Here is a 25,869-nt window from a genome sequence, read left to right as displayed (position 1 = left end):
AGAAGTACTAATCTTTGATCATAAGCGTCAAAGTACACACCCCTGGTTGGTCTGAGCCAAGTGAGGGATCTTCTAAGCGCGCATCACTAAAGCTTATCTCTGGGCTAGTAGCGGCATTCTTTACCCAGCCAAGTAGCTGCTCGACTGTCTTAATATCACTGATGGTGCCTTCAAGTTGTTGGGATTTAGCTACTGCTGTTGCAGAGGATAACCATCCTGCTGCTTGCGCCAACAAACCTGCCAATTCACCTCGCGCATGCTTGGCATGGTGAGAAACCACCTTTTCTTTGCCGTTCTGCACGCTCACTACTCGAATGGGAATTATTTGGCAGTTAGCTTTTTTAGCATTGCTAGCTGTTGCCGGCCACATTGCTTGGTAGGCCCCAGAACGGCAATCTACCACCAGTTGGTTACTCACTAAGGGGGCCAGCGCAGTCTGAAGCTCGGGCCGCCAATAGGTCGAGACCTTGCCGAGGGCGGGAAGGGTGGCATTACCCGGTAACCGGTATGGCAGGATCTGATCGTTGGGGGAAACGAGTCCCCATAAAGCGGAGGTAACTAAAACCGTTAAGTCTTGATTGTTTTTCGCTGAAACCTGCCACTGCGCCCAGTTAGCTGCGTCGTAAAGTACGCCGGAATAAACACTGGTTGCCGCTTTCGCCCCGGCAGTAAGTAGCTGTTGGTGAAACTCTAATTCTGCTTGTTTAGCTGGCCCCACTTTCAGAATTTGGGCAGCTTGCTCATCTGCTCCCAAGGCTTGCAGCGAGGCAATGAGCTTGGCGCGGGATTCATTCAGTTGCGGAAAACTGAGCGAAGCCAAGTCTAAAGGCGCCTTTTTTGAAGGAGAAAAGTCTTTCCCTTCACTTGGGGGCAAAAGCAATATCATTTGGGGCCTTTCTGGTGTAAAGTAAGCGAGTTGAGTGTCTTAGACGGTCGCGCCACCACAAAACTTTAGCAGTTTTAGGTGTCGAGGAACGTCCGGGCTCCACAGAGCACGATGGTGGCTAACGGCCACCCGGGGTGACCCGCGAGATAGTGCCACAGAAAACAGACCGCCAGCCTTTGCTGGTAAGGGTGAAAAGGTGGTGTAAGAGACCACCAGGTTCGCAGGTGACTGTGAATGCTTGGTAAACCTCATCGGGAGCAAGACCAAATAAGTGGACGCATAGGCTGCTCGTCCAGTCCACGGGTAGGTTGCTTGAGGCCAATGGCAACATTGGTCCTAGATAAATGGCCGTCACCGCTTAGGCGGGACAGAACCCGGCGTATCGAGGCACTCAACTTAGGCTTTCCCTATACGTGGGTAAACTTTGGGGGCCGAGGACGGATACTGATTCCGCCCTCGGCCCCCAAAATAATGTTATTTTGCCGAATGCTTTCGGTCAGTTGTTTGCCTGGGCGGCAAGGGCAGCCGCTCCGACAATACCTGCAGTATTAAGCAACTTGGCCGGCACAATCGGGCAGTTGAGCTCAAGCTTGGGCAGGAATTTTTCGTGCTTCTTAGAGACGCCACCGCCCACGACCATCAGGTCTGGGGTGAAGAGCATGTCAAGGTACGAGTAGTATTCCTGCAGCCGTTCAATCCACTCGGGCCAAGTGAGCTTTTTCTTTTCTCGCACCGAGGCTGCAGCCCGTTTTTCCGCCGACTTTCCCCGAATCTTTAAATGTCCTAGCTCGCTACCAGGAATGAGCTGACCATTGTAAATCAGAGCAGAACCAATGCCGGTACCAAGAGTGGTAACAAGAACCAAGCCGGGCACGTCTTTGGCAGCACCGAGGGCGGCCTCGGCAAAACCGGCGGCATCAGCGTCGTTAACTGCTACTACCTTGCGGCCCAGACGCGCTTCCATGATTTCGGCGACGTTGACTCCGGTCCAACTCTGGTCTAGGTTGGCGATAAAGCGAACGGTATCGTTTTTCACGGGTGCCGGGAAAGTAATGCCAACTGGGGTTTGTGGATCTAGCTGGAAGTGATCTACCAGCTCGGCACAAACCTCAGTGACTGCCTCTGGGGTAGAGGGCTGGGGAGTGGGGATCCGGTAGCGTTCCTCGGCGAATTCGCCGGTTGCTAGGTTGACGGGAGCTCCTTTAATGCCAGAGCCGCCAATATCAATACCAAATGCGATTTCCATTAAGATTTAGCCTTTCACTTCGCTGTGATGCATTTATTCGATGGTGGGCAGAGTGAGGATTTCTGCGCCCTCGTCTCGAACTACAATCGTATGCTCAAACTGGGCGGTTCGTCCTCGGTCAGCAGTGACTACTGTCCATTCATCTTCCCACTGTTCCCACTCGACGGTACCGAGCGTCAACATTGGTTCGATAGTGAATACCATACCGGTTTCGATCACCTGATCGTAATTCGGAGCGCAATCGTAGTGAGGCACGATTAACCCAGAGTGGAAGGCTTCTCCGACACCGTGACCGGTGTAGTCGCGTACCACCTGGAAATCGAAACGACGAGCATAGGATTCGATAACCCGACCAATCACATTTATCTGACGACCTGGCTTTACCGCTTTAATGCCGCGGGCCAAAGCCTTTTCGGTCACGTCAATGAGTTGCTTGGAAACTTCGTCTACCTCACCGACAGTAAACATGCGGCAGGTATCACCGTGGACTCCATCGCGGTAAGCAGTGATATCAATGTTGATAATGTCACCCTCTTCTAGGGGACGATCATCGGGAATCCCATGGCAAATCACCTCATTAATCGAGGTGCAAATGGACTTAGGAAAGCCCATATAGCCCAAACACGAGGGATAGGCATCATGGTCACAGAGATATTCGTGGGCAATCCGATCGAGTTCGTCGGTGGTGACTCCAGGAGCGATAGCTTTACCGACCTCGACAATGGCATTTGCCGCAATTTCGCCGGCAGCCCGAATCTTTTCAATCGTTTCCTCAGATTTAATCTCAGGGGCAGTAACTACTTCAGGACCGTCATGGAACATATATTCCGGACGGGCAATATGTTTGGGAACGGAGCGACGGGGGCTAATACGACCCGGGGTCAGGTTGCCGAGCGGGGCTCGGCGGGCAAGTTCAGCAAGATTTTTTTCCATGTAATAACCCTACCGTGCTAAGGCGCTAACTCGGGGTACAATAGGACAGGTTTACGTAAATTGTTTTAGAAAGGGACCAGATCAATGGCTTTGTCAGCCCAAAATGGTGAGGAACCCGAGGTAGATTTGTCTGCCGCCGTTGCTGGGGCGCTCCAGTCCTTTGCCCAGGCAGCTTCCCTTGCCGAGCTGAAAACCTTGAAAAACCGAGCTCTTGACGATAAGTCCGTCCTCGGTCAGGCGAAAGCTCAGATTAAGCACTTGGTAGCAGAAAAGCGGGCCGAGGTCGGTAAGCGCGTTGGTGCCGCCCGCAAGGAGATTGAAGCCGCCTACCAAAAGTTTGAAAATGAGCTGGCTGAAGCGGAAGCTCAGCGTCTTTTGGTGGAAGAAACTGTCGACGTGACTGTGCCGCCTGAGCGCGCTTGGCTCGGCGCTCGCCACCCACTCGATTTGCTGATTGACGAAATCACTGACTTTTTCGTTTCTTTGGGATGGTCGATTGGTCAGGGACCAGAAATCGAACACGAGTGGTTTAACTTCGATGCTTTGAATCTTGATCCCGACCATCCGGCTCGCCAGATGCAGGATACTTTCTACGTTGATCCGCAGATTAATGCTGAAACGCAGCCGGGCGACTCGCACTTGGTAATGCGCACGCACACCTCGCCAGTGCAAGGACGTACCATGGTGGCTAGCCAGCCTCCGATTTACCTAGCTTGCCCGGGTAAGGTGTTCCGTTCTGATGAACTCGATGCTACCCATACCCCGGTATTCCACCAGGTTGAAGGTTTGGCCATCGATAAAGGTTTGACTATGGCGCACCTTAAGGGCGTGCTTGATGAGTTTGCTCGGGCTATGTTCGGTCCTGAGGCTAAGACTCGTTTGCGTCCTTCTTTCTTCCCCTTCACTGAACCAAGTGCCGAAATGGATCTCTGGTTCCCGCAGAAGAAGGGCGGCCCGGGCTGGATTGAATGGGGTGGCTGTGGCATGGTGAACCCAGCAGTGCTTACTGCTTGTGGTATCGACCCAGAAGAGTACCAAGGCTTCGCTTTCGGCATGGGTATCGAACGTACTCTCATGCTTCGTCACGGAATTAACGATATGCACGACATTGTCGAGGGCGACATTCGCTTCTCGCAACAATTCTCTCTAACTGGGAAGGGCTGCTGATTATGCCTTACGTTTCACTTGAATGGTTGAACTCAATGGTGTCGTTGAAGGAAAACACCACCATTGAAGAAGTTGCGAAGGACCTAGTTAAGGTCGGGCTGGAAGAAGAGCAGATTGTGCCCCCTCCGGTAACTGGCCCACTAGTAGTTGGCAAGGTTTTGACTCGTGACCCAAAGGAACAGTCCAACGGCAAGGTAATTAACTATTGCCGCGTGGATGTTGGTCAGTACAATGATGAACCCGGCACTGGGAAGGAGCCTTCTGAGCTTCCTAGCCGCGGCATCATTTGTGGTGCCCACAATTTCGAGGTCGGAGACCACGTAGTGGTTTCACTTCCAGGGGCAGTTTTGCCCGGAGGCTTTGAAATTGCCGCTCGCAAGACCTACGGCCACATTTCTGATGGCATGATGTGCTCTGAGGCTGAGCTCGGGTTGGCGGCTTCAGCCGAGGGGATTATCGTCCTCGATAAATACCTTGATGGCCCGGTACCAGAAGTTGGCAGCGATGCTGTTGCCTTGCTCGGTTTGGGTGAAGAACTCCTTGAAATCAACATTACCCCCGACCGTGGCTACTGCTTCTCCATGCGCGGGGTGGCTCGCGAATACGCCCACTCAACTGGTGCCAAGTTTGTTGATCCGGGCGTGCCTGGCAATCTTGTCGCGAGCTTGCCGGAAAACACCGAAGACGCTTTCCCGGTCGTTTTGGCCGATCAGGCCCCCATTCGTGGCAACCAAGGATGCGACCGCTTCGTTACTCGCGTTGTCACGGGGATCGATCCTAGCGCTCCTACCCCTGACTGGATGGTTCGCCGCCTACAAGCTTCGGGGATGCGTTCCCTGTCGCTGACGGTGGACATTACCAACTACGTCATGTTGGAACTGGGGCAGCCACTCCACGCTTATGACCTCTCGGCAGTAAGCGCCCCGCTAGTAGTTCGTCGTGCCAAGGCAGGGGAGAAGCTGACCACTTTGGATGAGGTGGAACGCGAACTAAACCCAGAAGATTTGCTGATTACCGATTCGCCCGAGGGCGAAGGTAGCCGCGTTTTGGCGCTTGCCGGTGTTATGGGTGGGGCCAGCTCGGAAGTAAACGAGAACACCACCGCGGTATTGGTAGAAGCCGCGCACTTCGATTCTGTTAGCGTGGCACGTACTGCTCGCCGCCACAAGTTGCCTTCGGAAGCAGCAAAGCGTTTCGAGCGCGGAGTAGACCCACAGTTGGCTCCAGTCGCAGCTCAGCGAGTAGTTGATCTACTAGTTGAGCTAGCCGGTGGTACCGATGCCGGTCGCGTCCTCGATCTTAATGAAACCAAACCGGCCATGGTTTTCGAATTCGATCCACAGCACCCGGCACGTTTGGTCGGAGTGGAAATCGATAATGAGTCGGTTAAGCGTTTCTTGACTGAAATCGGTTGCGAAATCGACGATAGCGGCGAACTTTGGCAGGTGACGGTCCCGTCTTGGCGTCCTGACTTGACTGGTCCAGCACACCTAGTCGAAGAGGTCGCTCGCCTACATGGTTACGAAGAACTGCCTTCGATTCTGCCTCAGATTTCGACCCGTGGTAGCGTTCCCCAGGATTTGCGTTCGCGTCGTCAGGTGGCCGCCACTTTGGCAGCTAGTGGGATGACTCAGGTACTTTCGTACCCGTTCGTTTCCAACTCGCATGATCGCCAGTTGCTGGCCGAGGACGATCCTCGTCGTCAGGCCTTGAAGCTATACAATCCGATGGCTGACGACGCTCCTTGGTTGCGCACGAGCTTGCTCGACACCTTGTTGGATGTGGCTCGTCGTAACCTCGCCCGCGGCAATGATTCTTTCGCCATTTTCGAGCAAGGAATGGTTTCGCGTGCTGGGGACATTCCAGCAGCTACTATGCCTGAGGTACAAACTCCTAATGCGGAACAGATCGCTACGATCATGTCCCAGGTGCCAGCACAGCCTTGGCACTTAGCGGGAGTACTCGCCGGTAATCGCGCGCCCTTGAGCGTTTTGGAAGAGACCAAGCCTTTCGCTTGGAATGACGCGATTAATGCCGCTAATTTGGCAGCATCCGCAGTAGGGGCCAACCTGTTGGTAGCCACTCCTTTGGTCGCTGGTAGTGAGCCTGAGCACGTTAACTTGCGGGCTATGGCCGGGCAGGGGATTGAACCTATGCCACAGGCTTGGCTAGCACCATGGCACCCCGGACGGGTTGCCCAGTTGCGTGTTCGTTTGGGTAAGCGTTTAACCGTGGTTGGTTATGCTGGCGAACTACATCCTAAAGTCTGCCAGAACTTTAACTTGCCAGCTCGTACCTGCGCCTTTGAGCTCGATTTGTCAGCTTTGTGCGACTCAGTCAGTGACCAGCCCAAGCAGGTGGCCACCCTTTCGACCTTCCCGCTAGCGAAGGAAGACTTGGCTGTGGTGCTACCGGCCGCGGTTAGTGCCGCTGAGGTTCTAGTTGAGGTTAAGAAGGCGGCAGGTCCGTTGTTGGCTGAAGCTCGACTCTTCGACGTTTACAGTGGTAAGCAACTTTCCGAGGGCGAGAAATCTCTGGCCTTCTCATTGAAGATGCGTGGTGACCACACGCTTGAAGCAAAGGAAACTACCGCTTTGCGTGAGCGCGTACTAGCTGCGCTAAAGAAGAAGTTTGGTGCTAGCTTGCGCTAGGTTCTCGCCAACTTTTAGACGATAAATAGTTTGGGGGCTTAACCAGTCGGTTAAGCCCCCAAACTATTTATTTTGTTAGTCGATGGCGTCAATGAACCAGCGGGTGAGGCTAGTTGGATGAGTAATCGCAGTGCCGACACAAGCTGACCATGCGCCCTTTTCCATCACAGCCGCCAGATCGGCTGGTTTGTGGATGCGCCCTTCAACAATTACCGGTTTAGAGACAGCAGCCAACATTTGGTCAATCAGCTCAAAATCTGGACCAGGAGTTTTTTCTCTCGATGGCGTGTAGCCGGCCAGTGTCGTGCCGATAAAATCAGCACCAGCTTTTTCAGCGGCGATACCGTCCTCGACACAAGAGCAGTCAGCCATCACCAGCGCGTTAGGGTTTGCTTCCTTTACGGCCTTGACACAGTCGGCGAAGGTAGAACCATCTGGACGGGGACGATCAGTGGCATCGATGGCTACAATCTGGGCACCAGCTTCTACACAAGCTTTCGCGTGTGCCGGAGTCGGGGTAATGTAAACCCCTTCGTGGCCATCCTTCCAAAGTCCGACTACGGGGACATCCACTGCTTGTGCAGTTGCTTTGATGTCTTCGATGCCTTGGACACGTACCGCAGCAGCTCCACCTTCGACTACTGCCTTAGCCATCATGGCGGTGATGTGTGGTTCGCGCAAGGGCTCGCCGGGGTAAGCCTGGCAGGAAACAATCAGTTTGCCTTTAATCGCGGCAATCATTTCTTCTGGAGATAAAGTCATTGGGACTCCTTAGGGTCATTTAAGTGTGTCAGGGCGAGCGATGCAGCCCCGATCAAACCTGAATCGCGTTTTAGTTGAGCCGAAACAAGCGGCACTTTCGCTAGGAAAGGGATTACTTCTTGGCTAAAGGCTTCGCGCAGCGGTTGCCACCAAAGCTCACCGGCTTGGCTCATGCCGCCGCCAACTACTACTACCTCAGGGTCGAACATATTGGTAAGACCACCGAGGGCGCGTCCGGTGGCGCGGGCACAAGCTGCGAAAACTTCGGCGGCAAGTTCATCCCCAGCAACTGCGAGGTCTTCGACTTCCCGCGCCGAAGCAGCCTTGCCACCCGCACGCTCGAACGCGGCCAAAATCGCCGGTCCAGAACATAGCGCCTCAAAATGGCCTTGGCCGCCGCAAGTGCATTCGATGCCTTCAGCTTCGGGAATCGCAAAATGCCCGATTAGGCCACTTACCCCATGGGCCCCAACCTGGGTTTGTCCGTCGGTGACAAAGGCACCGCCGATCCCAGTGCCGATGGCAGCCATCAGCATAGAACGATAGTCCTTACCAGCTCCTTGCCATGCTTCGGCACGAGCATGCGCATGGACATCGTTCTCAGCCCAACATGGCAGGTGAGTACCAGCGGCAACCAAGTTGGCCAGGTCAGTGCCCGTCCAGCCCGGAATCGCATCGGTGGCTGAAACAATGCGTCCTGTTCCTGGTTCGACCACTCCGGCCGAACCGATTCCAACTGCTGAAACTGGGTGGTCGGATTTGGCTATCAAGTCATTAGCTAACGCGATAGCATTGTTGACAATAGCTTCCGGACCATCTTGGGTGGCAGTAGGGCACTGGGCTAAGGCCAAGATAAGACCATTAGCGTCGACTAAGCCGACTGCCGTTTTGGTCCCACCAATGTCTATCCCAATGAGTCTAGTCTTGGCCATCTCAGAGGAGACCTGCTTCTTTCACTAGGCTGACAATGCGATCGGCCGCATCGCCCTCGATCCGGGTAGCGGGGGTGGACATGCGATTGTGGCTAAAGACGCCCATGGCAGCCAGCGAGGTCTTGAAGGAACCAACCCCAGCGGCACCGCCACCGAGCGTGCTTGCCTGGAAGACCATTTCGAACAGGTTAGCTAGACGATCTTGTTCTTCGCGTGCCTTGTCCCAGTCACCCGCTTTGGCAGCTTTCCATAGCCGGACATAGCCCGCTGGGTCCACATTTCCTAGGCCGGGAACTGCGCCGTCAGCACCAAGCAAAGCCATGCAATCCACCACGACTTCGTGGCCGGTGAAGCACTGAAGCGGGCTGCCTGCTGCCTTGTTGGCTAGCACTAGGCGGCGGAAACCCACATCGTCACCGGAGGAGTCTTTGACGCCAGCTAGGACGCCCTCGACACCCATCCGGACGAGGAAGGCGGCGGGAAGTTTGGTGCCCACGCAAACTGGAATGTCGTAGGCCCAAACCGGCAACTTGGTAGCTGCTGCAATAGTTCTAAAGTGAGTTTCAACTTCGTCCATGGCGGTACGAATGTAGAAGGGGGCAGTGACTACGATGGCATCAATTGGGTACTTTTCGGCTCGCTTGATTTGTTCAAGCACTCGGTTGGTAGTCATGTCGATGACTCCCGCCAAGATGGGCACACGTCCTGCGGCTACCTCGGTGGTAACCCGCAACACCTGTTCGCGTTGTTCATCAGTTAGATAAACGACTTCGCCGGACGAACCGAGGACGAATAGACCATCGACCCCAGAGTCGATTAAGTAGTTGACCAACTTGGTCAAAGCAGCTTCATCGACGCTGCCATCGGCGTTTAGCGGGGTAAGAACCGGAGGGATGATACCAGTTAGTTTTTCAGTCATTTTAGTTTCTCTCTTAGATTGCTGGATGGAGTAGAGTTGGAGCCGCTCCGAGGAGGGTTCGAGTGTACGGATCCTTAGGATTATTAAGGATTTGTTCGGCGGGTCCTTCTTCTACCACTAAGCCGCCGTTCATAACGGCAATGGTATCGGAAACATACCGGACGGTTTGAATATCGTGGGAAATGAAAACCATGGAAAGTCCTAATTCAGTTTTCAAATCCGTTAGTAGGTTTAAGATTTGTGCTCGGACCGAAACGTCCAAGGCCGAGGTCGGTTCATCGGCCACAATCACGTCTGGTCGCAAGGCTAGCGCACGAGCAATCGCCACACGCTGACGCTGACCACCAGAAAGCTGACCTGGAAGTGCATCGAGCGCTGAGGCTGGTAAACCGACTAAGCCGATTAGCTCTTCTACGCGAGCTTCTCGCTCTTCCTTGGTACCTACGTTGTGTACCTGCATCGGGTCCATCAGGGCCTCTCGGACAACCATTCGGGCGTTTAGTGCAGTGGCAGGATCTTGGAAGACCACCGATACCACACGACCGATTCGCTTACGCATGTTGGCACTGCGCTTGGTGACTTCTTCACCTCGGAAAAAGACCTGACCCGAGGTTGGTGGTTGCAAGCCACACATCACCTTAGCGGTGGTTGATTTGCCACAACCAGATTCGCCCACCAGACCTAGGGTTTGGCCGGGCAATACTTTCATATTGACGCCACGAACAGCATGCACCAACGTCGGTTTAATGATTCCACCGGTCCGAGAACGGAACGAGACCTTCACATCTTTCAGTTCAATAACTGGTTGAGTTTCAGTGCTCATTTACTTTCTCCAGTCGTAGATAGAGTTGGTTCTTCCCAAGCTGGCTTGGCGTAGAAGTGGTCTTCGTCGCCGGCAACGGCGGTGAAGACTGGACGAACATCCAAACCCATATCTGGGTGCGAGGAACGAGGGGCAAAACGGTCACCAATGGGGAAGTCTCTTGGCGAGGGAACGGTGCCTGGGACTTGGTGCAGGCGACCAGATCCGGCCTCGATAGATAGGACGGAACCTAGCAAACCACGAGTGTATTCATGTTTGGGATTGGTCAACAAAGTGACAGTTGGTGCTTGCTCGACAACTTGCCCGGCGTACATGACCGTAATCGAGTGCGCGACCTCGGCCACCAAGGCCAAGTCGTGCGAGACGAATATCATGGCGAAACCAAGCTTTTCTCGCAGTTCATTGAGTAGATCGATTACTTGCTGTTGGACTGTCACATCTAGCGCTGTGGTCGGTTCGTCTGCAATGACCAGCTTGGGGTCTCGAGTCAAAGCCATCGCGATCAAGACGCGCTGACGCTGACCACCCGAAAGCTCATGTGGATAGGACTTTAAGGTTCGTTGCGGATCGAGGCCGACTAGCTCCAGCAATTCTTCAGCGGTTCGGGTCCCGCCTCGCTTAATCAGCTGGTTCATTTGCGAGCGGATTAGCATTGAAGGATTCAAAGAAGACAACGCATCTTGGTAAATCATAGCCAGCTCGTGACCACGCAAGTTTGAATGCTGCTTGGCAGAAAGGTCGAGCAGATTCTGACCGTTGTAGTTGATCTCGCCCGTAATGGTAGCGGAAGGATCAAGCAAACCCATGATCGTCAGCGAGGTAATGGATTTACCACAACCTGATTCACCAACTAGACCCATGGTCTCACCTGGACGGACCTTGAAGCTGACGTTATCAACCACATTGGTCTGTCCATGACGTGGGAACCTAATGCAGAGGTTCTTAACTTCTAAGATGGGCTCTTCGTTACGGGTGTAGACCAAACGGTCCGTGCGGGTTGCTTCCACTTCTTTAAGCTGAGCTAGGCGTGATTCCAAAGCGGCGGCTTGTGCTTGGTGTGCCAAAACTGGATCAACCAAGAGCTTGTCGGTCGAGTCAGACTTCTTAATGTTAACCGTGGACTTTGGAGCGGCGACCATGGCATCGGTTAGTCCTTCGGACAAGATGTTAAGAGCAAGTACGGTGAGGGTAATTGCTAGGCCGGGGAAGAGCGTTGGCCACCAAATGCCGGAGAACAGAAGTGCCCGGCCATCAGCGAGGATATTGCCCCACGATGGTGCGGGGGGACGCACACCGGCATTGATGAATGAGAGTGATGCTTCGAATACGATTGCATCAGCGACGAGGACGGTCGCGAAGACCATTACTGGAGCGATGCAGTTACGGGCCACATGCTTGACTAGAATCCATGGTGCGCGTGCACCAGATACGATCGCTGCTGCGACGTAATCTTCACCGTACTGATCGAGGATATTAGCGCGCACGATTCGGGTGAGTTGGGGAATGTAGAGGAAGCCAATGGTCATAATCAAAACCGGTAGGCTGTTTCCCCAAACAGAAACGAATACAGCAGCTAGAGCAATGCCTGGGAAGGACATAACGATGTCCAAGACGCGCATCAGGGTTTCGGAGATCCATCGGCGGCTGACAGCTGCAATTGAGCCAAGAATAGCTGCCCAGAAAAGAGCAAAAGCGGTAGCTGATAAACCAATGAGTAGTGAGTAGCGCGAACCATAGATCACGCGAGAGAAGATATCGCGGCCGATTTTATCAGTACCGAAATAGAACTCATGACCTGGCTGTTGGATTGGTTTTAAAGTTTGCAGGGGATCATAAGGCGCTACTAGGGGAGCGAAGACGGCGCAAAGCACAATGAAGACTAGGAAAATCAAGGAGAGCTTCGAGCCTAGGCTCATGTTCCCAAACCGGCTAAACCTTGCTCCGGGTTGTTTTTCGAGTTTATTAGCAAGCTGCTTGTGCATCTCACACCTCCCGGATTCGTGGGTTGATTAAGACGTAAAGCATGTCAACCACAATGTTGATAATGACGAAGGCGAGAGCCACGACTAGAGTCACGCCTTGGACTAAGTTAGGTTCGTTATCGGTAACGCCTTGTAAGATGGCAACGCCCATTCCTGGCAAGTCGAAAATGACTTCGATAATAATGGCACCACCCATCAGATAACCAATGCGTAAGCCGAGGACGGTAACTGGAGTGATTAGTGCGTTACGTAGGACATTTCGGGCAACCACTGTGTGTTTCGGGATACCTGCGCCTAGGGCGGTACGAACATAATCTTTGTCTAGTTCTTCCACCATGGAAGTACGAACCACACGAATCAAGGAACCAGCGACGGGAACGCCCAGAGCAATCGCTGGAAGTGCCATACGGGCCATAAAACCGGCAGGATCTACTCCGGGATCTGGTAGCGGACCGGAGCCTGGGAGCCAATTGAGCTTGATGGTAAATGCTTGGATGAAGAGTACTGCTAACCAGAAGGAGGGAGTCGCAACGCAGAGAATTGAAAAGACACGAATCACTTGGTCGGGCCACTTGTCACGGTAAAGAGCGGCTAAGACACCAAAGAGGAGAGCGAAGACTACTGCAATGAGCAAACCCATGAAGGTGAGTTCCATGGTGATAGGGAAAGCAGTAGCAATTCGTTGAGTTACCGGAAGTTGTTGCGAAGAATAAGTTCCGAGGGAACCATGCAGCATATCCCAAAGGAATCTTCCATAACGAACGATAAGGGGATCGTAGTATCCGATCTGTTGGCGGTAAGCAGCGCGGGCTTCTTCGGACGCGCTTTCACCGAGGGCGACATAGGCGGGGTCGATGGGGCTTAAGGCCATAAGGGCATACACCAAGAAGGTAATGCCGAGGATCATTACCGGCAAAATCGCAAGGCGACGGCCGACGAGTCTTAACATATTGGTCACGGCGATGTGCTCCAGTTTTGCGAGAAAGTGTTTGTGGGGGCGCGCTTCGCGCGCCCCCACAAATGGCTAGTTAGTTTACTTTAGGCCAACTCCGAGGAAGGACAAACCAGTAGTCGAGATCGGCTTGAAACCGTCCAACTTGGCATCATTCCATGCCGTTGGGAGCTTGCGGTGAACTAGCGGGTAGAGAACGGCATTGTCAGAAATAATGTCGTAAACCTTCTTGTAGTTCGCCTTAGCAGCTTCCTTATCTGTGGTCTGTGAAGCCTGATCCAAGAGTTCTTGGATCTGCTTGAACTCGGCGCTATCTGCCCAGTTGTAGCGCTTTTCAGACCAGATGTTCTTGCCATACCACCAACGTAGGAGAATATCGGGATCATTACCGAAGACTGAAGGATCACCAGGTGCGATCAAAACAGAGTAATCGCCTTGGTCAACCTTCTTGTAGGTGCCGCCGGAAGCATCTTGTTCAAGCTTGATATTGATGCCAGCTTCCTTTAGGTTCTCTTGAACTAGTGGACCAATATCCTTCATGAAGGCATGGTCGGTGATGTTCAAAGTGAGATCCAAAGTTGGGTGGCCGGCCTCGGCGAGTAGCTTCTTAGCCTTTTCTACATCATGGGTGTAAACGGTAGAAGCCTTCTGATAATCAGGGTGGCTTTCTTGTAGGTAAGAGGTGGCGGGGTTAGCCAAACCAAACATGGCATTGTTAACGAGCTTGTCGTAGTCAACTGCGTAGAAGAATGCTTGGCGGACACGAACATCGTCGAATGGAGGCTTCTTGGTATTGAACATCATGAAGACCAAACCAAAGGAATCGACCGACTCGACCTTGGTGTCACCCTTGGCGAGGATGCCGGACTGGACGTCCAAGGCTGGCACGGACTCGATGGCATCGGTGGTGCCCGACTGCATGGCGGTCAAACGTGCAGCAGCATCGCCTAGGACCTTCCATTCCATCTTGTCAACCTTGGCTTCCTTGGAACCATTGTAGTTGGGGTTCTTATCGAACTTCACAACGGTCTTTGGAGTCGCTTCGGTGATCACGTATGGCCCAGAGCCAGTTGGCTTTGCCTTAAATGCTTCTGCGTCGGCTTCGACCACGGCCTTGGGGACAATCTTGACCAAGGAAAGACGTTCGTTAAGTAGTGCAAAGGGATACTTCAAAGAAATGGTGACGGTCTTGTCATCTTTCTTTTCAACCTTGTCCATGAATGGAAGGAAGGCGCGGTAAAGACCAGTGTCTTTATTTTCTGGATCTAGGATTCGGTTGAAGGAGAAGAGAACGTCGTCGACCGTTACATCAGAGCCATCAGAGAATTTGGCGCCATCACGTAGGGTGACTTCGTAGTGGGTATCATCTACCTTCTTTGGCTCTTCTTTAGCTAGACCGACATAAACTTCGTGGGTTACAGGATCGAGGTCCATGAGACCTTCGAAAACGTGCCAGTTAGCGGCAAGAGGAAGTGCACCGGAGGTAGTCGCGGGGTCGAACCCCGAGTTCATATCGTAAGCAACACCAGCGTTGATTACTTTTTCTCCACCGGTTGAGCCACCTTCAGCACTGTTTGAGGTGCTAGGGGCAGTGGTGCCACCGCCACAAGCACCGAGCATCATGGCGCAGACGGCAGCTGCGGCGACTGCAGATCCGCGCTTGAAATTGGTCCTTGAATTTCGCATTTACTGTCTCCTTTAACAGTTGTCAGACATCAGATGACTGATGAGGTACGATAACGATATTCCAGATGAAAGTTATCTGCAAGAAGATTGTACAAAGAAGGGCTTCTAAGTGTGATGGAAAAAACTTGGGCGAGTCGAACATATGTCAGTCGATCCGAAATTGTAGTTGACGAAATTAAGAATTTTATTATTAAAAATAAACTAAAACCGGGAGATTCTTTACCATCAGAAATATCTCTGTGTGAGCTATTTGGGGTTTCGCGAGCTAGTGTAAGAGAAGCGCTGAAGACCCTCTCAACTTTGGATATTGTTCAAGTTAAGCATGGTAAAGGTGCTGTTGTGGGAGCGATGAGCCTGCAGCCGGTGGCGCAAGCTTTAGCTTTCCGAGCTGCGATTTCGCCAGATCATAACTTAAAAGTTTTGCAAGAAGTGGTGCAGCTACGTAGGTTAGTAGATCGTGCCATGGCGCCGATTGTTTGTGCTCGTATGAAAGGCACCGAGCAGCCTTTCTTAATGCAATTAGTGACAGAAATGAGTGAAGCGGCTAGTTTAGGAAATCTTTACTTAGAGCAGGACCGCGCTTTTCATGCCACGATTTTGGAAATAGCAGGTAACGAATTGGTTGCAAAATTATTAACGTCCTTATGGGAAGTTCATATGTCTGCGCTACCACAGACAGCTGTTACCAAAAAAGGAAACCTAGATACTGCCGCTGCCCACCAAAAAATCTTAGCTGCAGCTATTGCCGGAGATGAAGCAGAATATATTCGCCAAATTGACCATCATTACGATCCATTAGAGGCGACTTTGAACTCTTTGGTAGCGAAAGTACATTAGCCTCGTCTAAGAAATACAACGCGGGTTATACTGTTGGCATGAAAATCTTAGTTACTGCTGCTTCAAAACATGGTTCTACCGCTGAGGTCTCGGAACGAATTGCTGAAATTCTGCGCGAAAACGGCCTTGAGGTAGTTAACCAGTCACCAGAAAATGTCTTATCACTCGACTCATTTGACGCTGTGGTCATCGGGTCTGCTGTATATATGACTAACTGGATGGCTCCGGCAAAAGATTTTGTAGCACGTTTTTCTGAGGAACTTCGTCATATCCCAGTCTGGGCATTTTCAGTTGGTCTATCCGGAGTCCCTAAGGGCACTGTGCAAGATCCATCTCGAGTGGGACCAGTATTGGTGGAAGTAGCTCCAGTTGAACATCAAACCTTTCCTGGGCGTTTGAATCCGTCCGTACTAAATCTCCGCGAGCGTTCGATCGCTCGACTTGGAGGCGCAGTAGAAGGAGACTTCCGGGAATGGGATCAGGTAGAGGCATTCGCTAAGAAGATTGCGAACGAGTTGAATACAGGAAACTAATATGGGTAACTATCCAATGACCAAAGCTGGCCGGCTTTCTGCTATTCGTGACTTTATTATTAATGAAAGAGTAGCGTCTCAGGTTGAGTTAGTAGATCGTTTGGCCTCATTGGGCTTCTCCGTAACGCAAACTACGATTTCTCGTGACCTAGTAGAGCTTCAGGCTGTTAGGGTGCGCGATCGTCGTGGAGACTATGTATATGTAATCAAAGAAGTCCTACCAGTTGATAGGGACGACGCTGAACTATCGGATCGGTTGTTTAAACTCGCTGGCGAATTGGTAGTTTTTGCTGATTATGCCCTAAACCAAGTTGTGATTAGGACTCATCCAGGAGCCGCTCAATTCTTAGCTTCAGGAATTGACGAGGCCAATGATGATCGCATATTAGGGACCATCGCTGGTGATGATACTGTGCTAGTGTTATGCCGTTCTATTCAGGATGCGGAATCTTTCCAAAGTGAACTTTTCGCAGTCTTGGGTGATTAGTTTTAGTAATTTTCTTAGGAGAGTTTGTTGTGGGCGATGTAATCGACGAGCTGGAATGGCGCGGCTTGATTTCGCAAAGTACTGATTTAGCTGCCTTGCGTGAGCTAATGGCCGAGGGGCCAATTACGTTCTATACGGGTTACGACCCAACCGCAGCATCCCTACATCACGGTCATTTGGTTCAGCTCATTGTTATGAAGCACCTACAAAATGCTGGACATCGTCCACTTGCATTGGTTGGGGGAGCAACTGGTTTAATCGGTGATCCTCGTATGTCTGGTGAACGAACCCTTAACGAGTCAGAAGTAGTTGCTCAGTGGGCGGAAAAGCTTAAGCAACAGATTTCGCGATTTCTTTCATTCGAAGGTCCAGCTGCCGCTCGAATGGTGAACAATTATGACTGGACCGGAGACCTCACAGCTATCGAGTTGCTTCGAGAGGTTGGCAAGTACTTCCGTTTGGGAACTATGATTGCGAAGGACACGGTTGCTCGTCGACTAGCTTCGGACGAAGGTATTTCTTTCACTGAATTTTCGTACCAGCTTTTGCAGGCAAATGACTTCCTGCAACTCTACCGCCGTTACGGCTGCGTCTTACAGACTGGTGGTAATGATCAGTGGGGGAACCTCATTGGTGGCACCGAGTTAATTCGCAAGGCAGAGGGTAAGAGCGTACATGTCTTGACAACACCTCTGATTACTAAGGCAGACGGTACAAAGTTTGGTAAATCTGAAGGGGGAGCGATCTGGCTCGACCCTCAAATGATGTCTCCCTACGCCTTCTACCAGTTCTGGCTGCAAACAGAAGATGCTGACGTTGAGCGTCTGCTAAAGGTATTTACTTTCTTGAATCAGGAAGAGATTGCTGAGTTGGTCTCGGCTACTGCGGAAAATCCGCGTGATCGGGTGGGACAAAAACGTCTAGCCTACGAAGTTACCACTCTAGTTCATGGGAAAGAAAAAGCAGACTTTGTAGTAGCAGCTTCCAAGGCTCTATTTGGCAGTGGTGATTTGTTCGCGCTTGATGGTGATACTTTGTTAGAAGCAACTGCTTCATTGCCTTCGTGTGAAGTTAAGCTAGATGAAACCACGCTGATAGATATGTTGGTAGATGCTGGTTTAGAAAAAGGTCGTGGAGCCGCACGTCGGACAATGAGTGCTGGCGGCGCGTACTTAAATGGTGAAAAGATCCTAGATGAAGAACAAGTAGTTTCGGCTAAAGATGTCTTGCCGGGAAATCTTGTGCTCTTCCGTAAGGGACGGCGTTCGATGGCAGTTGGTCGAGTCGTTTCATAATTTAGGCGCATAGTCTGATCTAAATGATCTGAAGTCGTGCCCTTGGGTTAACCAAGGGCACGACTTTTTTGTCTAAAAATGTAGAGAGGTCGCAACTGTGGCTTTAGGTGGAGGGGAGAAGAGTGTAAAACTCATCGTTATCGCCTCTTCTTTTGCCAGGAGGCAAGTGGGTTAAGTTATCTACGACTCATTTTCCTTGTAAAATAGCCGATTTAGTGACGTGGGTAGCAGTGGTGTGATGGTAGAAAATGGTTATCAGATTTTAGAAAAGGTTGTTTTGGTTGTCGATATCTACTCAATGGCAAGCTGAAGGTGTCAACGAGCCTAAGTGGTGTACTGGCTCATATTTATTCAGCTTGCGAGGGTGGGGGGATTTGGTGGTAAAGTTTTACCTCGTTGCCGGCCCGAACGGTTCGGTGACAAGAACAGATAACTTCTTCTGATTCATTAAGTACCAAGTGCTTAATAAGTTGGTTGTGGGTTTGTTGTTTGATAACTCGATAGTGTTTTTGTTTTGTTTTTTGTTTACGCAGTTTTTTTGTTTTTTGGTTGGGATTGCCGCCTTTTTTGGTGGTTTTTTCTTTCTGGATATTGTTTTTTGTTCGGAGAGTTTGATCCTGGCTCAGGACGAACGCTGGCGGCGTGCTTAACACATGCAAGTCGAACGATGAAGCGGTGCTTGCACCGTGGATTAGTGGCGAACGGGTGAGTAACACGTGAGTAACCTGCCCCCTTCTTTGGGATAAGCATTGGAAACGATGTCTAATACTGGATATTCACATCAGGGCGCATGTTTTGGTGTGGAAAGGTTTTTCTGGTGGGGGATGGGCTCGCGGCCTATCAGCTTGTTGGTGGGGTGATGGCCTACCAAGGCTTTGACGGGTAGCCGGCCTGAGAGGGTGACCGGTCACACTGGGACTGAGATACGGCCCAGACTCCTACGGGAGGCAGCAGTGGGGAATATTGCACAATGGGCGCAAGCCTGATGCAGCGACGCCGCGTGAGGGATGACGGCCTTCGGGTTGTAAACCTCTTTCAGTAAGGACGCAGGGCAATTTTTGGATTGTTTGACGGTACTTGCAGAAGAAGCGCCGGCTAACTACGTGCCAGCAGCCGCGGTAATACGTAGGGCGCAAGCGTTGTCCGGAATTATTGGGCGTAAAGAGCTTGTAGGCGGTTTGTCGCGTCTGTCGTGAAAACCAGCAGCTTAACTGTTGGCTTGCGGTGGGTACGGGCAAACTAGAGTGCGGTAGGGGAGACTGGAATTCCTGGTGTAGCGGTGGAATGCGCAGATATCAGGAGGAACACCGATGGCGAAGGCAGGTCTCTGGGCCGTTACTGACGCTGAGAAGCGAAAGCGTGGGGAGCGAACAGGATTAGATACCCTGGTAGTCCACGCTGTAAACGTTGGGCACTAGGTGTGGGGGGCCGTTTGGTTTTCTGCGCCGTAGCTAACGCATTAAGTGCCCCGCCTGGGGAGTACGGCCGCAAGGCTAAAACTCAAAGGAATTGACGGGGGCCCGCACAAGCGGCGGAGCATGCGGATTAATTCGATGCAACGCGAAGAACCTTACCAAGGCTTGACATGCACTGGAACACTGCAGAGATGTGGTGGTCTTCGGACTGGTGTACAGGTGGTGCATGGTTGTCGTCAGCTCGTGTCGTGAGATGTTGGGTTAAGTCCCGCAACGAGCGCAACCCTTGTCTCGTGTTGCCAGCACTTCGGGTGGGGACTCGCGAGAGACTGCCGGGGTTAACTCGGAGGAAGGTGGGGATGACGTCAAATCATCATGCCCCTTATGTCTTGGGCTTCACGCATGCTACAATGGCCGGTACAGAGGGTTGCGATATCGTAAGGTTGAGCGAATCCCTTAAAGCCGGTCTCAGTTCGGATTGGGGTCTGCAACTCGACCCCATGAAGGCGGAGTCGCTAGTAATCGCAGATCAGCAATGCTGCGGTGAATACGTTCTCGGGCCTTGTACACACCGCCCGTCACGTCACGAAAGTTGGTAACACCCGAAGCCCATGGCCCAACCCGCTTGCGGGAGGGAGTGGTCGAAGGTGGGATTAGCGATTGGGACGAAGTCGTAACAAGGTAGCCGTACCGGAAGGTGCGGCTGGATCACCTCCTTTCTAAGGATTTCTTAGATTTTATTTTTTATGGCCAAGCGTTTGGCTGCTAGTTTAGTTGCTCTTTTGGGCTGATTACCGGGGTTTGTTTCCCATGTTTGTTTGGGGCTTTGGTTTTTGGTTTGTTTGGGTGGTGTTTGACGCTAGTGGTTGTTTGGTTGTGTACCTTTTTTTCAACCTTTGAAACTGTGGGTTGGCATTTAACAAAACGAGGATGCTGTCGGGTTATGGAACAATAAACCGTTTAGGGTTTTGTTCTTGCGCTTTTCTTTAAAACACGAACCGTTATTAAACGTTTTGTTTGGTTTGTGTTTTGGGGTTGGGGCGTGGTTGTTTGTTAACTGTATAGTGGACGCGAGCATCTTAATTGATACTTAAACATTTTTGATTTTGTGTTCTGGTTTGTTTAGTTTTTAAGGGCATTCGGTGGATGCCTTGGTACCAGGAGCCGATGAAGGACGTTATGGCCTGCGATAAGCCTCGGGGAGTTGGCGAATAAGCGTTGATCCGGGGATGTCCGAATGGGGGAACCCAGCCAGAGTAATGTCTGGTTACCTGCATCTGAATACATAGGGTGTAGGAGGGAACGCGGGGAAGTGAAACATCTCAGTACCCGTAGGAAAAGATATTTCGTTAGTAGTGGCGAGCGAACGCGAATGATGGCCAAACCGTTAGCGTGTGATTACCCGGCAGGGGTTGCGTTAGCGGGGTTGTGGGAGCAAACATCACCAGTCTGCCGGTTGGTGGCGTAGTTACAAAGTGACATTGTAAGTGAAAGGCATTGAATGGCCTACCATAGTGCGTGTAAGTCGCGTAACTGAAGTGGTGTCACCTGCGTGTTTTGTTTCCCAAGTAGCACGGGGCCCGTGAAATCTCGTGTGAATCTGCCCAGACCACTGGGTAAGCCTGAATACTTTCTGGTGACCGATAGTGCATAGTACCGTGAGGGAATGGTGAAAAGTACCCCGGGAGGGGAGTGAAATAGTACCTGAAACCGGATGCCTACAAGCCGTCAAAGCCCTTAGGGGTGATGGCGTGCCTTTTGAAGAATGAGCCTGCGAGTTAGCGGTGCGTGGCAAGGTTAACCCGTGTGGGGAAGCCGTAGCGAAAGCGAGTCTGAATAGGGCGTTATAGTCGCGTGCTCTAGACCCGAAGCGGGGTGATCTACCCATGGCCAGGTTGAAGCGATGGTAAGACGTCGTGGAGGACCGAACCCACCTAGGTTGAAAACTGGGGGGATGAGCTGTGGGTAGGGGTGAAAGGCCAATCAAACTCCGTGATAGCTGGTTCTCCCCGAAATGCATTTAGGTGCAGCGTCGCGTGTTTCTTACCGGAGGTAGAGCTACTGGTTGGTCAATGGGCCCTCACAGGTTACTGAGATCTGCCAAACTCCGAATGCCGGTAAGGTGATAGCGCGGCAGTGAGACTGCGGGGGATAAGCTCCGTAGTCGAGAGGGAAACAGCCCAGACCATCGGTTAAGGCCCCTAAGCGTGTGCTAAGTGGGAAAGGATGTGGAGTTGCTCAGACAACCAGGAGGTTGGCTTAGAAGCAGCCACCCTTGAAAGAGTGCGTAATAGCTCACTGGTCAAGTGATTCCGCGCCGACAATTTAGCGGGGCTCAAGTACACCGCCGAAACCGTGGCATCACAACTTTAGCTAAGCCTTCGTGGTTCAGGCGTTGTGATGGGTAGGGGAGCGTCCCATGTTGGCAGAAGCCCTGGTGTGAACCATGGTGGACGACATGGGAGTGAGAATGCAGGCATGAGTAGCGAATGACAAGTGAAAAACTTGTCCGCCGATTGACTAAGGGTTCCAGGGTTAAGCTAATCTGCCCTGGGTTAGTCGGGACCTAAGGCGAGGCCGACAGGCGTAGTCGATGGATAACCAGTTTATATTCTGGTACCGGTTCTAAACCGCCCATGCTGAATCAAACATACTAACCTCCACTTTGGACTGTCTTACTTTCTTCGGATTGTTTGACCAGTTTTTTGTGTTGGGACCAGGTTTGGTAGTAGGCAAGCGTATTAACAGGGGTGACGCACAGTGGTAGCTTCCGCGTACAGATGGAATTGTACGTTTAAAGCCGCAGCCCGCCACCTTGGCAAATCCGGGTGGCACAAGGGTGAGAGCTGATGATGACAACTATTGTTGGAAGAGAGTGATCCTGTGGTGCCAAGAAAAACCTCGACGTGAGGGTTAGAACCGCCCGTACCCCAAACCGACACAGGTAGTCAGGTAGAGTATACCGAGGCGATCGAGATAATCATGGTTAAGGAACTCGGCAAAATGCCCCCGTAACTTCGGGAGAAGGGGGACCACACCCGTCAAAACCCTTGCGGTTGGCAGCGGAATGTGGTCGCAGAGAATTGAGAGAAGCGACTGTTTACTAAAAACACAGGTGCGTGCGAAGACGCAAGTCGATGTATACGCACTGACGCCTGCCCGGTGCTGGAAGGTTAAGAGGAACGGTCAACCAACCTCGGTTGGTGAAGCTGTGAATTTAAGCCCCAGTAAACGGCGGTGGTAACTATAACCATCCTAAGGTAGCGAAATTCCTTGTCGGGTAAGTTCCGACCTGCACGAATGGCGTAACGACTTCTCTGCTGTCTCGACCATGAACTCGGCGAAATTGCACTACGAGTAAAGATGCTCGTTACGCGCAGCAGGACGGAAAGACCCCGGGACCTTTACTATAGCTTGGTATTGGTGCTCGCTTGGACTTGTGTAGGATAGGTGGGAGACTATGAACCAGCCACGCCAGTGGTTGGGGAGTCAATGTTGAAATACCACTCTGGTTCAAGTGCGCATCTCAACCTCGGTCCGTAATCCGGACCAGGGACAGTGCCTGGTGGGTAGTTTAACTGGGGCGGTTGCCTCCCAAAAAGTAACGGAGGCGCTCAAAGGTTCCCTCAGCCTGGTTGGTAATCAGGTGGCGAGTGTAAGTGCACAAGGGAGCTTGACTGCGAGACTGACAAGTCGAGCAGGTGCGAAAGCAGGAACTAGTGATCCGGCACCACCTTGTGGAAGGGGTGTCGCTCAACGGATAAAAGGTACCCCGGGGATAACAGGCTGATCTTGCCCAAGAGTCCATATCGACGGCATGGTTTGGCACCTCGATGTCGGCTCGTCGCATCCTGGGGCTGGAGTAGGTCCCAAGGGTTGGGCTGTTCGCCCATTAAAGCGGTACGCGAGCTGGGTTTAGAACGTCGTGAGACAGTTCGGTCCCTATCCGCTGCGCGCGCACGAAACTTGAGAAGACCTGTCCCTAGTACGAGAGGACCGGGACGGACGAACCTCTGGTGTGCCAGTTGTACCGCCAGGTGCATCGCTGGTTAGCTACGTTCGGAAAGGATAACCGCTGAAAGCATCTAAGCGGGAAGCCTGCTTCAAGATAAGGTTTCTTTTGAGGCTCCCAGCAGACTACTGGGTAGATAGGCCGGACGTGGAAGCACAGCAATGTGTTCAACAAGCCGACCGGTACTAATCAGCCAACAACTAAACAACAAAACACCAACACAAAACAAAAAACGCGTCCACTATACGGCTAACAACCAACCACACCAAACCACAAAAAAGAATAAAAGACTTGTGGTGGTCATAGCGGCGGGGAAACGCCCGGCAACCATTCCGAACCCGGAAGCTAAGCCCGCCAGCGCCAATGGTACTGCAACCGCCAGGTTGTGGGAGAGTAGGACACCGCCACACCAAACCACAACAGGGCCCCCCAACACACCACGTGCTGGGGGGCCCAAAAAACACACCCAAAAACAACACACCACTGTAGATCTAGGTATTCATACAGGTAACAGCCAAAACGCTTCGATAGCGATTTGATGTTAGTGCTTGTACGGTCTATCTATTTTGCCCCTTAGGACAAATAATCTAGCGATGGTAAAAGGCTACCGTTTGGCAGCTCGTCTACCGTTATGCAAACTTGAGTGTTTAGAGTTTAATTTCCCAATACAGGGTGGTGCCACCTAATAGGTTTTTCTCGGTAGTGAAGATTCCGCCGTGGATATTGGCCCGTTTCCTCATATTATCTAGGCCTGAGTTACGGGTGCGGTTCTCCGGAAGTCCTATTCCGTTATCACTTACTTCTAGGGAAAGTTTTCCTTCTACTGGACGTAGACTAATGGTCACTCTTACGCTGGTTGCTTTTGCATGTTTTGCTGCGTTTGCCAAAGATTCTCGAACAACCGCTATTAGATCGTCGGCAGCGACAGCTCCAATTCGTTCATTAAAGATATCACTGGCTACCTCGTAGTATCCTACTTCGTCCTTAACTGGTTTACCATCGAGTTCTACAATGAAGGTGGGAGCGAAACCGAGTGAAGATCGTGCCAGTGAAGCTTCGTGCTGTAGACGTTCCAGGATGCCCGTTTGTACTTGACCGTCATTGTTTCTTAGTCGTCTAACTATTTGTCTGATCTGGTCTGCGCTATCTCCGACACGTTCTAGTGCGGTTTCTAGTTCGTTAGTCAAGCGGGCATTATCGATACCTGCTTGTTCAATAGTCTTTTGATCGAGGGACCCAATTGCGGCCACGAAGGCGTCCTTCAAACTAGCCAGCTGCATCCCAGTGGCAAAGAGTTGTTGAATAGCTAAATCATGCAGATCTCGACCGATTTGCTCTCGTTCAGCTTGTAACGTAGCTACTTGAGCCAGATGTTTTGCTTCCGCTAATTCCAAGGCTAGCGCTGCTTGGCTAGCTGTAGAGTGGGCCATTTTAAGGTCGTCTTTGGTGAATTCTTTGCCGCCCACATTCCGAAGTAGGAGAAAGACCCCAGTGGTTTGTCCATGAGCACGCATCGGAGCATAGAGGGCAGGACCATATTCGGCCAACTGTGGCACCTTTAAATGCAAGGATGATGCCAAGCAGTCTACAGTTACCCCTTGGCCTGTCCGAGCCACTGTCATGGCACGTCCGTTATGTGGAAAAACTACACCTAGTAAATGTTGAAAATCATCGCCAGCGACGAATTCACAAGCCCATGTTTTGCCAACTGAAGGCAGGATTAATAAAGCACCGTCAGCTTCAGCTACGTTTTGAATCAGATCCACAGTAGTCTCGAGTGCGTCTTCTACGCTAGAGCCAGACAGCAACATGGTAGTTAGCTCATTACTGGCAGCAATCCATCGTTCTCGAGTTTGGGCTCGCTCGTATAGTTGGGCATTCTCAACTGCAATAGCTGCTGCTCTACCCAAACGACGAACCAGGTTAGCATGAGCCTGGGTAAAACCACCTTCCCGGTTTGCTAGATATAGCCAGCCGAAAACTCGATGGGAAACTTGTAAAGGAAACCCCATATAGTTGTCTATTTTTGGAAGTGTTTTGGGCAGTTCCGCCAGAATTTTTTCTGGGACAACCTCGTTCTCGATCAGGGGAGCGTTATCACCAATCACTTCAAGCAGTGAAGCTCCCACTGTAGAGTTTTTCATCTCCTGCGAGAAATCTGGAGGCATTTGGTAGTCCACAAAAAGGGAAACTTGTCCCCGCGCATTGATGACTGAAAGTGCACCTAGTTCTGCATTTGTTAGTTCGCAGGCCAAGTCTACATATCCTTGGAGAACCTCAGTGACATCGAGTTTTGAGGCCAGGTTCAATGAGGCCTTCAGCAGTTCACTTTGGGAATCAAGCTTCAAAAT

Annotated in this window: 17 protein-coding genes, 3 rRNA genes and 1 other RNA gene; 10 read left to right on the top strand and 11 right to left on the bottom strand. The window is 51.7% G+C overall.

The window, feature by feature from the left end; all coding sequences use genetic code 11:
• Positions 1–7: 7 nt before the first annotated feature.
• A complete protein-coding gene (locus BK816_RS05150) occupies positions 8–886 on the bottom strand; it encodes a YaaA family protein (protein ID WP_071164221.1) in 879 nt (292 codons plus the stop codon).
• A gap of 31 nt (positions 887–917) precedes the next feature.
• Between BK816_RS05150 and rnpB the strand changes: the two genes are divergently transcribed.
• Positions 918–1,284, top strand: an RNA gene (gene rnpB / locus BK816_RS05145) — RNase P RNA component class A.
• A gap of 98 nt (positions 1,285–1,382) precedes the next feature.
• On the opposite strand, the gene ppgK is transcribed toward rnpB, so the two are convergent.
• Positions 1,383–2,132: a polyphosphate--glucose phosphotransferase gene (ppgK, locus tag BK816_RS05140; protein WP_071164220.1), complete on the bottom strand. Its 750-nt coding sequence runs from the start codon at positions 2,130–2,132 to the stop codon at positions 1,383–1,385.
• A 33-nt stretch (positions 2,133–2,165) separates the two neighbouring features.
• On the bottom strand, positions 2,166–3,065 hold the full coding sequence (map, locus tag BK816_RS05135; RefSeq protein WP_071164219.1) for a type I methionyl aminopeptidase: 900 nt from the start codon (positions 3,063–3,065) through the stop codon (positions 2,166–2,168).
• Between the two features lie 84 nt (positions 3,066–3,149).
• On the opposite strand from map, the gene pheS reads away from it, so the two are divergent.
• Positions 3,150–4,232: a phenylalanine--tRNA ligase subunit alpha gene (gene pheS / locus BK816_RS05130; protein ID WP_071164218.1), complete on the top strand. Its 1,083-nt coding sequence runs from the start codon at positions 3,150–3,152 to the stop codon at positions 4,230–4,232.
• 2 nt (positions 4,233–4,234) lie between these two features.
• The gene (gene pheT, locus BK816_RS05125; protein ID WP_071164217.1) at positions 4,235–6,883 is read left to right on the top strand and encodes a phenylalanine--tRNA ligase subunit beta; all 2,649 of its coding nucleotides are present in this window, start codon (positions 4,235–4,237) and stop codon (positions 6,881–6,883) included.
• Between the two features lie 75 nt (positions 6,884–6,958).
• Here the strand turns inward: pheT and BK816_RS05120 are convergent, their stop codons facing one another.
• The 7 genes from BK816_RS05120 to BK816_RS05090 form a co-directional block, all read right to left on the bottom strand.
• Positions 6,959–7,645, bottom strand: a complete 687-nt coding sequence (locus tag BK816_RS05120) for an N-acetylmannosamine-6-phosphate 2-epimerase (protein WP_071164216.1) — start codon at positions 7,643–7,645, stop codon at positions 6,959–6,961.
• Positions 7,642–8,577, bottom strand: a complete 936-nt coding sequence (locus BK816_RS05115) for an ROK family protein (RefSeq protein ID WP_071164215.1) — start codon at positions 8,575–8,577, stop codon at positions 7,642–7,644. The genes BK816_RS05120 and BK816_RS05115 overlap by 4 nt, the downstream gene beginning before the upstream one ends.
• A 1-nt stretch (position 8,578) precedes the next feature.
• Positions 8,579–9,496, bottom strand: coding sequence for a dihydrodipicolinate synthase family protein (locus BK816_RS05110; RefSeq protein ID WP_071164214.1), 918 nt, complete (start codon positions 9,494–9,496; stop codon positions 8,579–8,581).
• A gap of 13 nt (positions 9,497–9,509) precedes the next feature.
• Entirely contained in the window at positions 9,510–10,319 is an 810-nt protein-coding gene (locus BK816_RS05105) for an ABC transporter ATP-binding protein (RefSeq protein WP_071164213.1), read from the bottom strand.
• Positions 10,316–12,301: a dipeptide/oligopeptide/nickel ABC transporter permease/ATP-binding protein gene (locus BK816_RS05100; protein WP_071164212.1), complete on the bottom strand. Its 1,986-nt coding sequence runs from the start codon at positions 12,299–12,301 to the stop codon at positions 10,316–10,318. The genes BK816_RS05105 and BK816_RS05100 overlap by 4 nt, the downstream gene beginning before the upstream one ends.
• Position 12,302: 1 nt before the next feature.
• Positions 12,303–13,259, bottom strand: a complete 957-nt coding sequence (locus BK816_RS05095) for an ABC transporter permease (RefSeq protein WP_071164211.1) — start codon at positions 13,257–13,259, stop codon at positions 12,303–12,305.
• Positions 13,260–13,334: 75 nt separating this feature from the next.
• The gene (locus tag BK816_RS05090; protein ID WP_071164210.1) at positions 13,335–14,939 is read right to left on the bottom strand and encodes an ABC transporter substrate-binding protein; all 1,605 of its coding nucleotides are present in this window, start codon (positions 14,937–14,939) and stop codon (positions 13,335–13,337) included.
• A 114-nt stretch (positions 14,940–15,053) separates the two neighbouring features.
• Between BK816_RS05090 and BK816_RS05085 the strand changes: the two genes are divergently transcribed.
• The 7 genes from BK816_RS05085 to rrf all read left to right on the top strand — a co-directional run bounded on the left by BK816_RS05085 (position 15,054) and on the right by rrf (position 23,928).
• Entirely contained in the window at positions 15,054–15,776 is a 723-nt protein-coding gene (locus tag BK816_RS05085; protein ID WP_071164209.1) for a FadR/GntR family transcriptional regulator, read from the top strand.
• A gap of 38 nt (positions 15,777–15,814) precedes the next feature.
• Positions 15,815–16,309: a flavodoxin domain-containing protein gene (locus BK816_RS05080; RefSeq protein ID WP_071164208.1), complete on the top strand. Its 495-nt coding sequence runs from the start codon at positions 15,815–15,817 to the stop codon at positions 16,307–16,309.
• Between the two features lies 1 nt (position 16,310).
• On the top strand, positions 16,311–16,796 hold the full coding sequence (argR, locus tag BK816_RS05075; protein WP_071164207.1) for an arginine repressor: 486 nt from the start codon (positions 16,311–16,313) through the stop codon (positions 16,794–16,796).
• A gap of 29 nt (positions 16,797–16,825) precedes the next feature.
• On the top strand, positions 16,826–18,091 hold the full coding sequence (gene tyrS, locus BK816_RS05070; RefSeq protein WP_071164206.1) for a tyrosine--tRNA ligase: 1,266 nt from the start codon (positions 16,826–16,828) through the stop codon (positions 18,089–18,091).
• Between the two features lie 599 nt (positions 18,092–18,690).
• Positions 18,691–20,225: ribosomal RNA gene (locus tag BK816_RS05065) — 16S ribosomal RNA — on the top strand.
• A gap of 400 nt (positions 20,226–20,625) precedes the next feature.
• Positions 20,626–23,727: ribosomal RNA gene (locus BK816_RS05060) — 23S ribosomal RNA — on the top strand.
• 83 nt (positions 23,728–23,810) lie between these two features.
• Positions 23,811–23,928: ribosomal RNA gene (rrf, locus tag BK816_RS05055) — 5S ribosomal RNA — on the top strand.
• The 16S, 23S and 5S rRNA genes sit together here, the layout of an rRNA operon.
• Before the next feature lie 237 nt (positions 23,929–24,165).
• On the opposite strand, the gene BK816_RS05050 is transcribed toward rrf, so the two are convergent.
• Entirely contained in the window at positions 24,166–25,866 is a 1,701-nt protein-coding gene (locus tag BK816_RS05050) for a GAF domain-containing sensor histidine kinase (protein ID WP_083379084.1), read from the bottom strand.
• Between the last annotated feature and the right edge of the window lie 3 nt (positions 25,867–25,869).

The organism is Boudabousia tangfeifanii (genome assembly GCF_001856685.1).
GTDB classification, from domain to species: Bacteria; Actinomycetota; Actinomycetes; order Actinomycetales; family Actinomycetaceae; genus Boudabousia; species Boudabousia tangfeifanii.
Note: the sequence above shows the minus strand (reverse complement) of the source record. Positions and strands in the feature narration are given on the sequence as shown.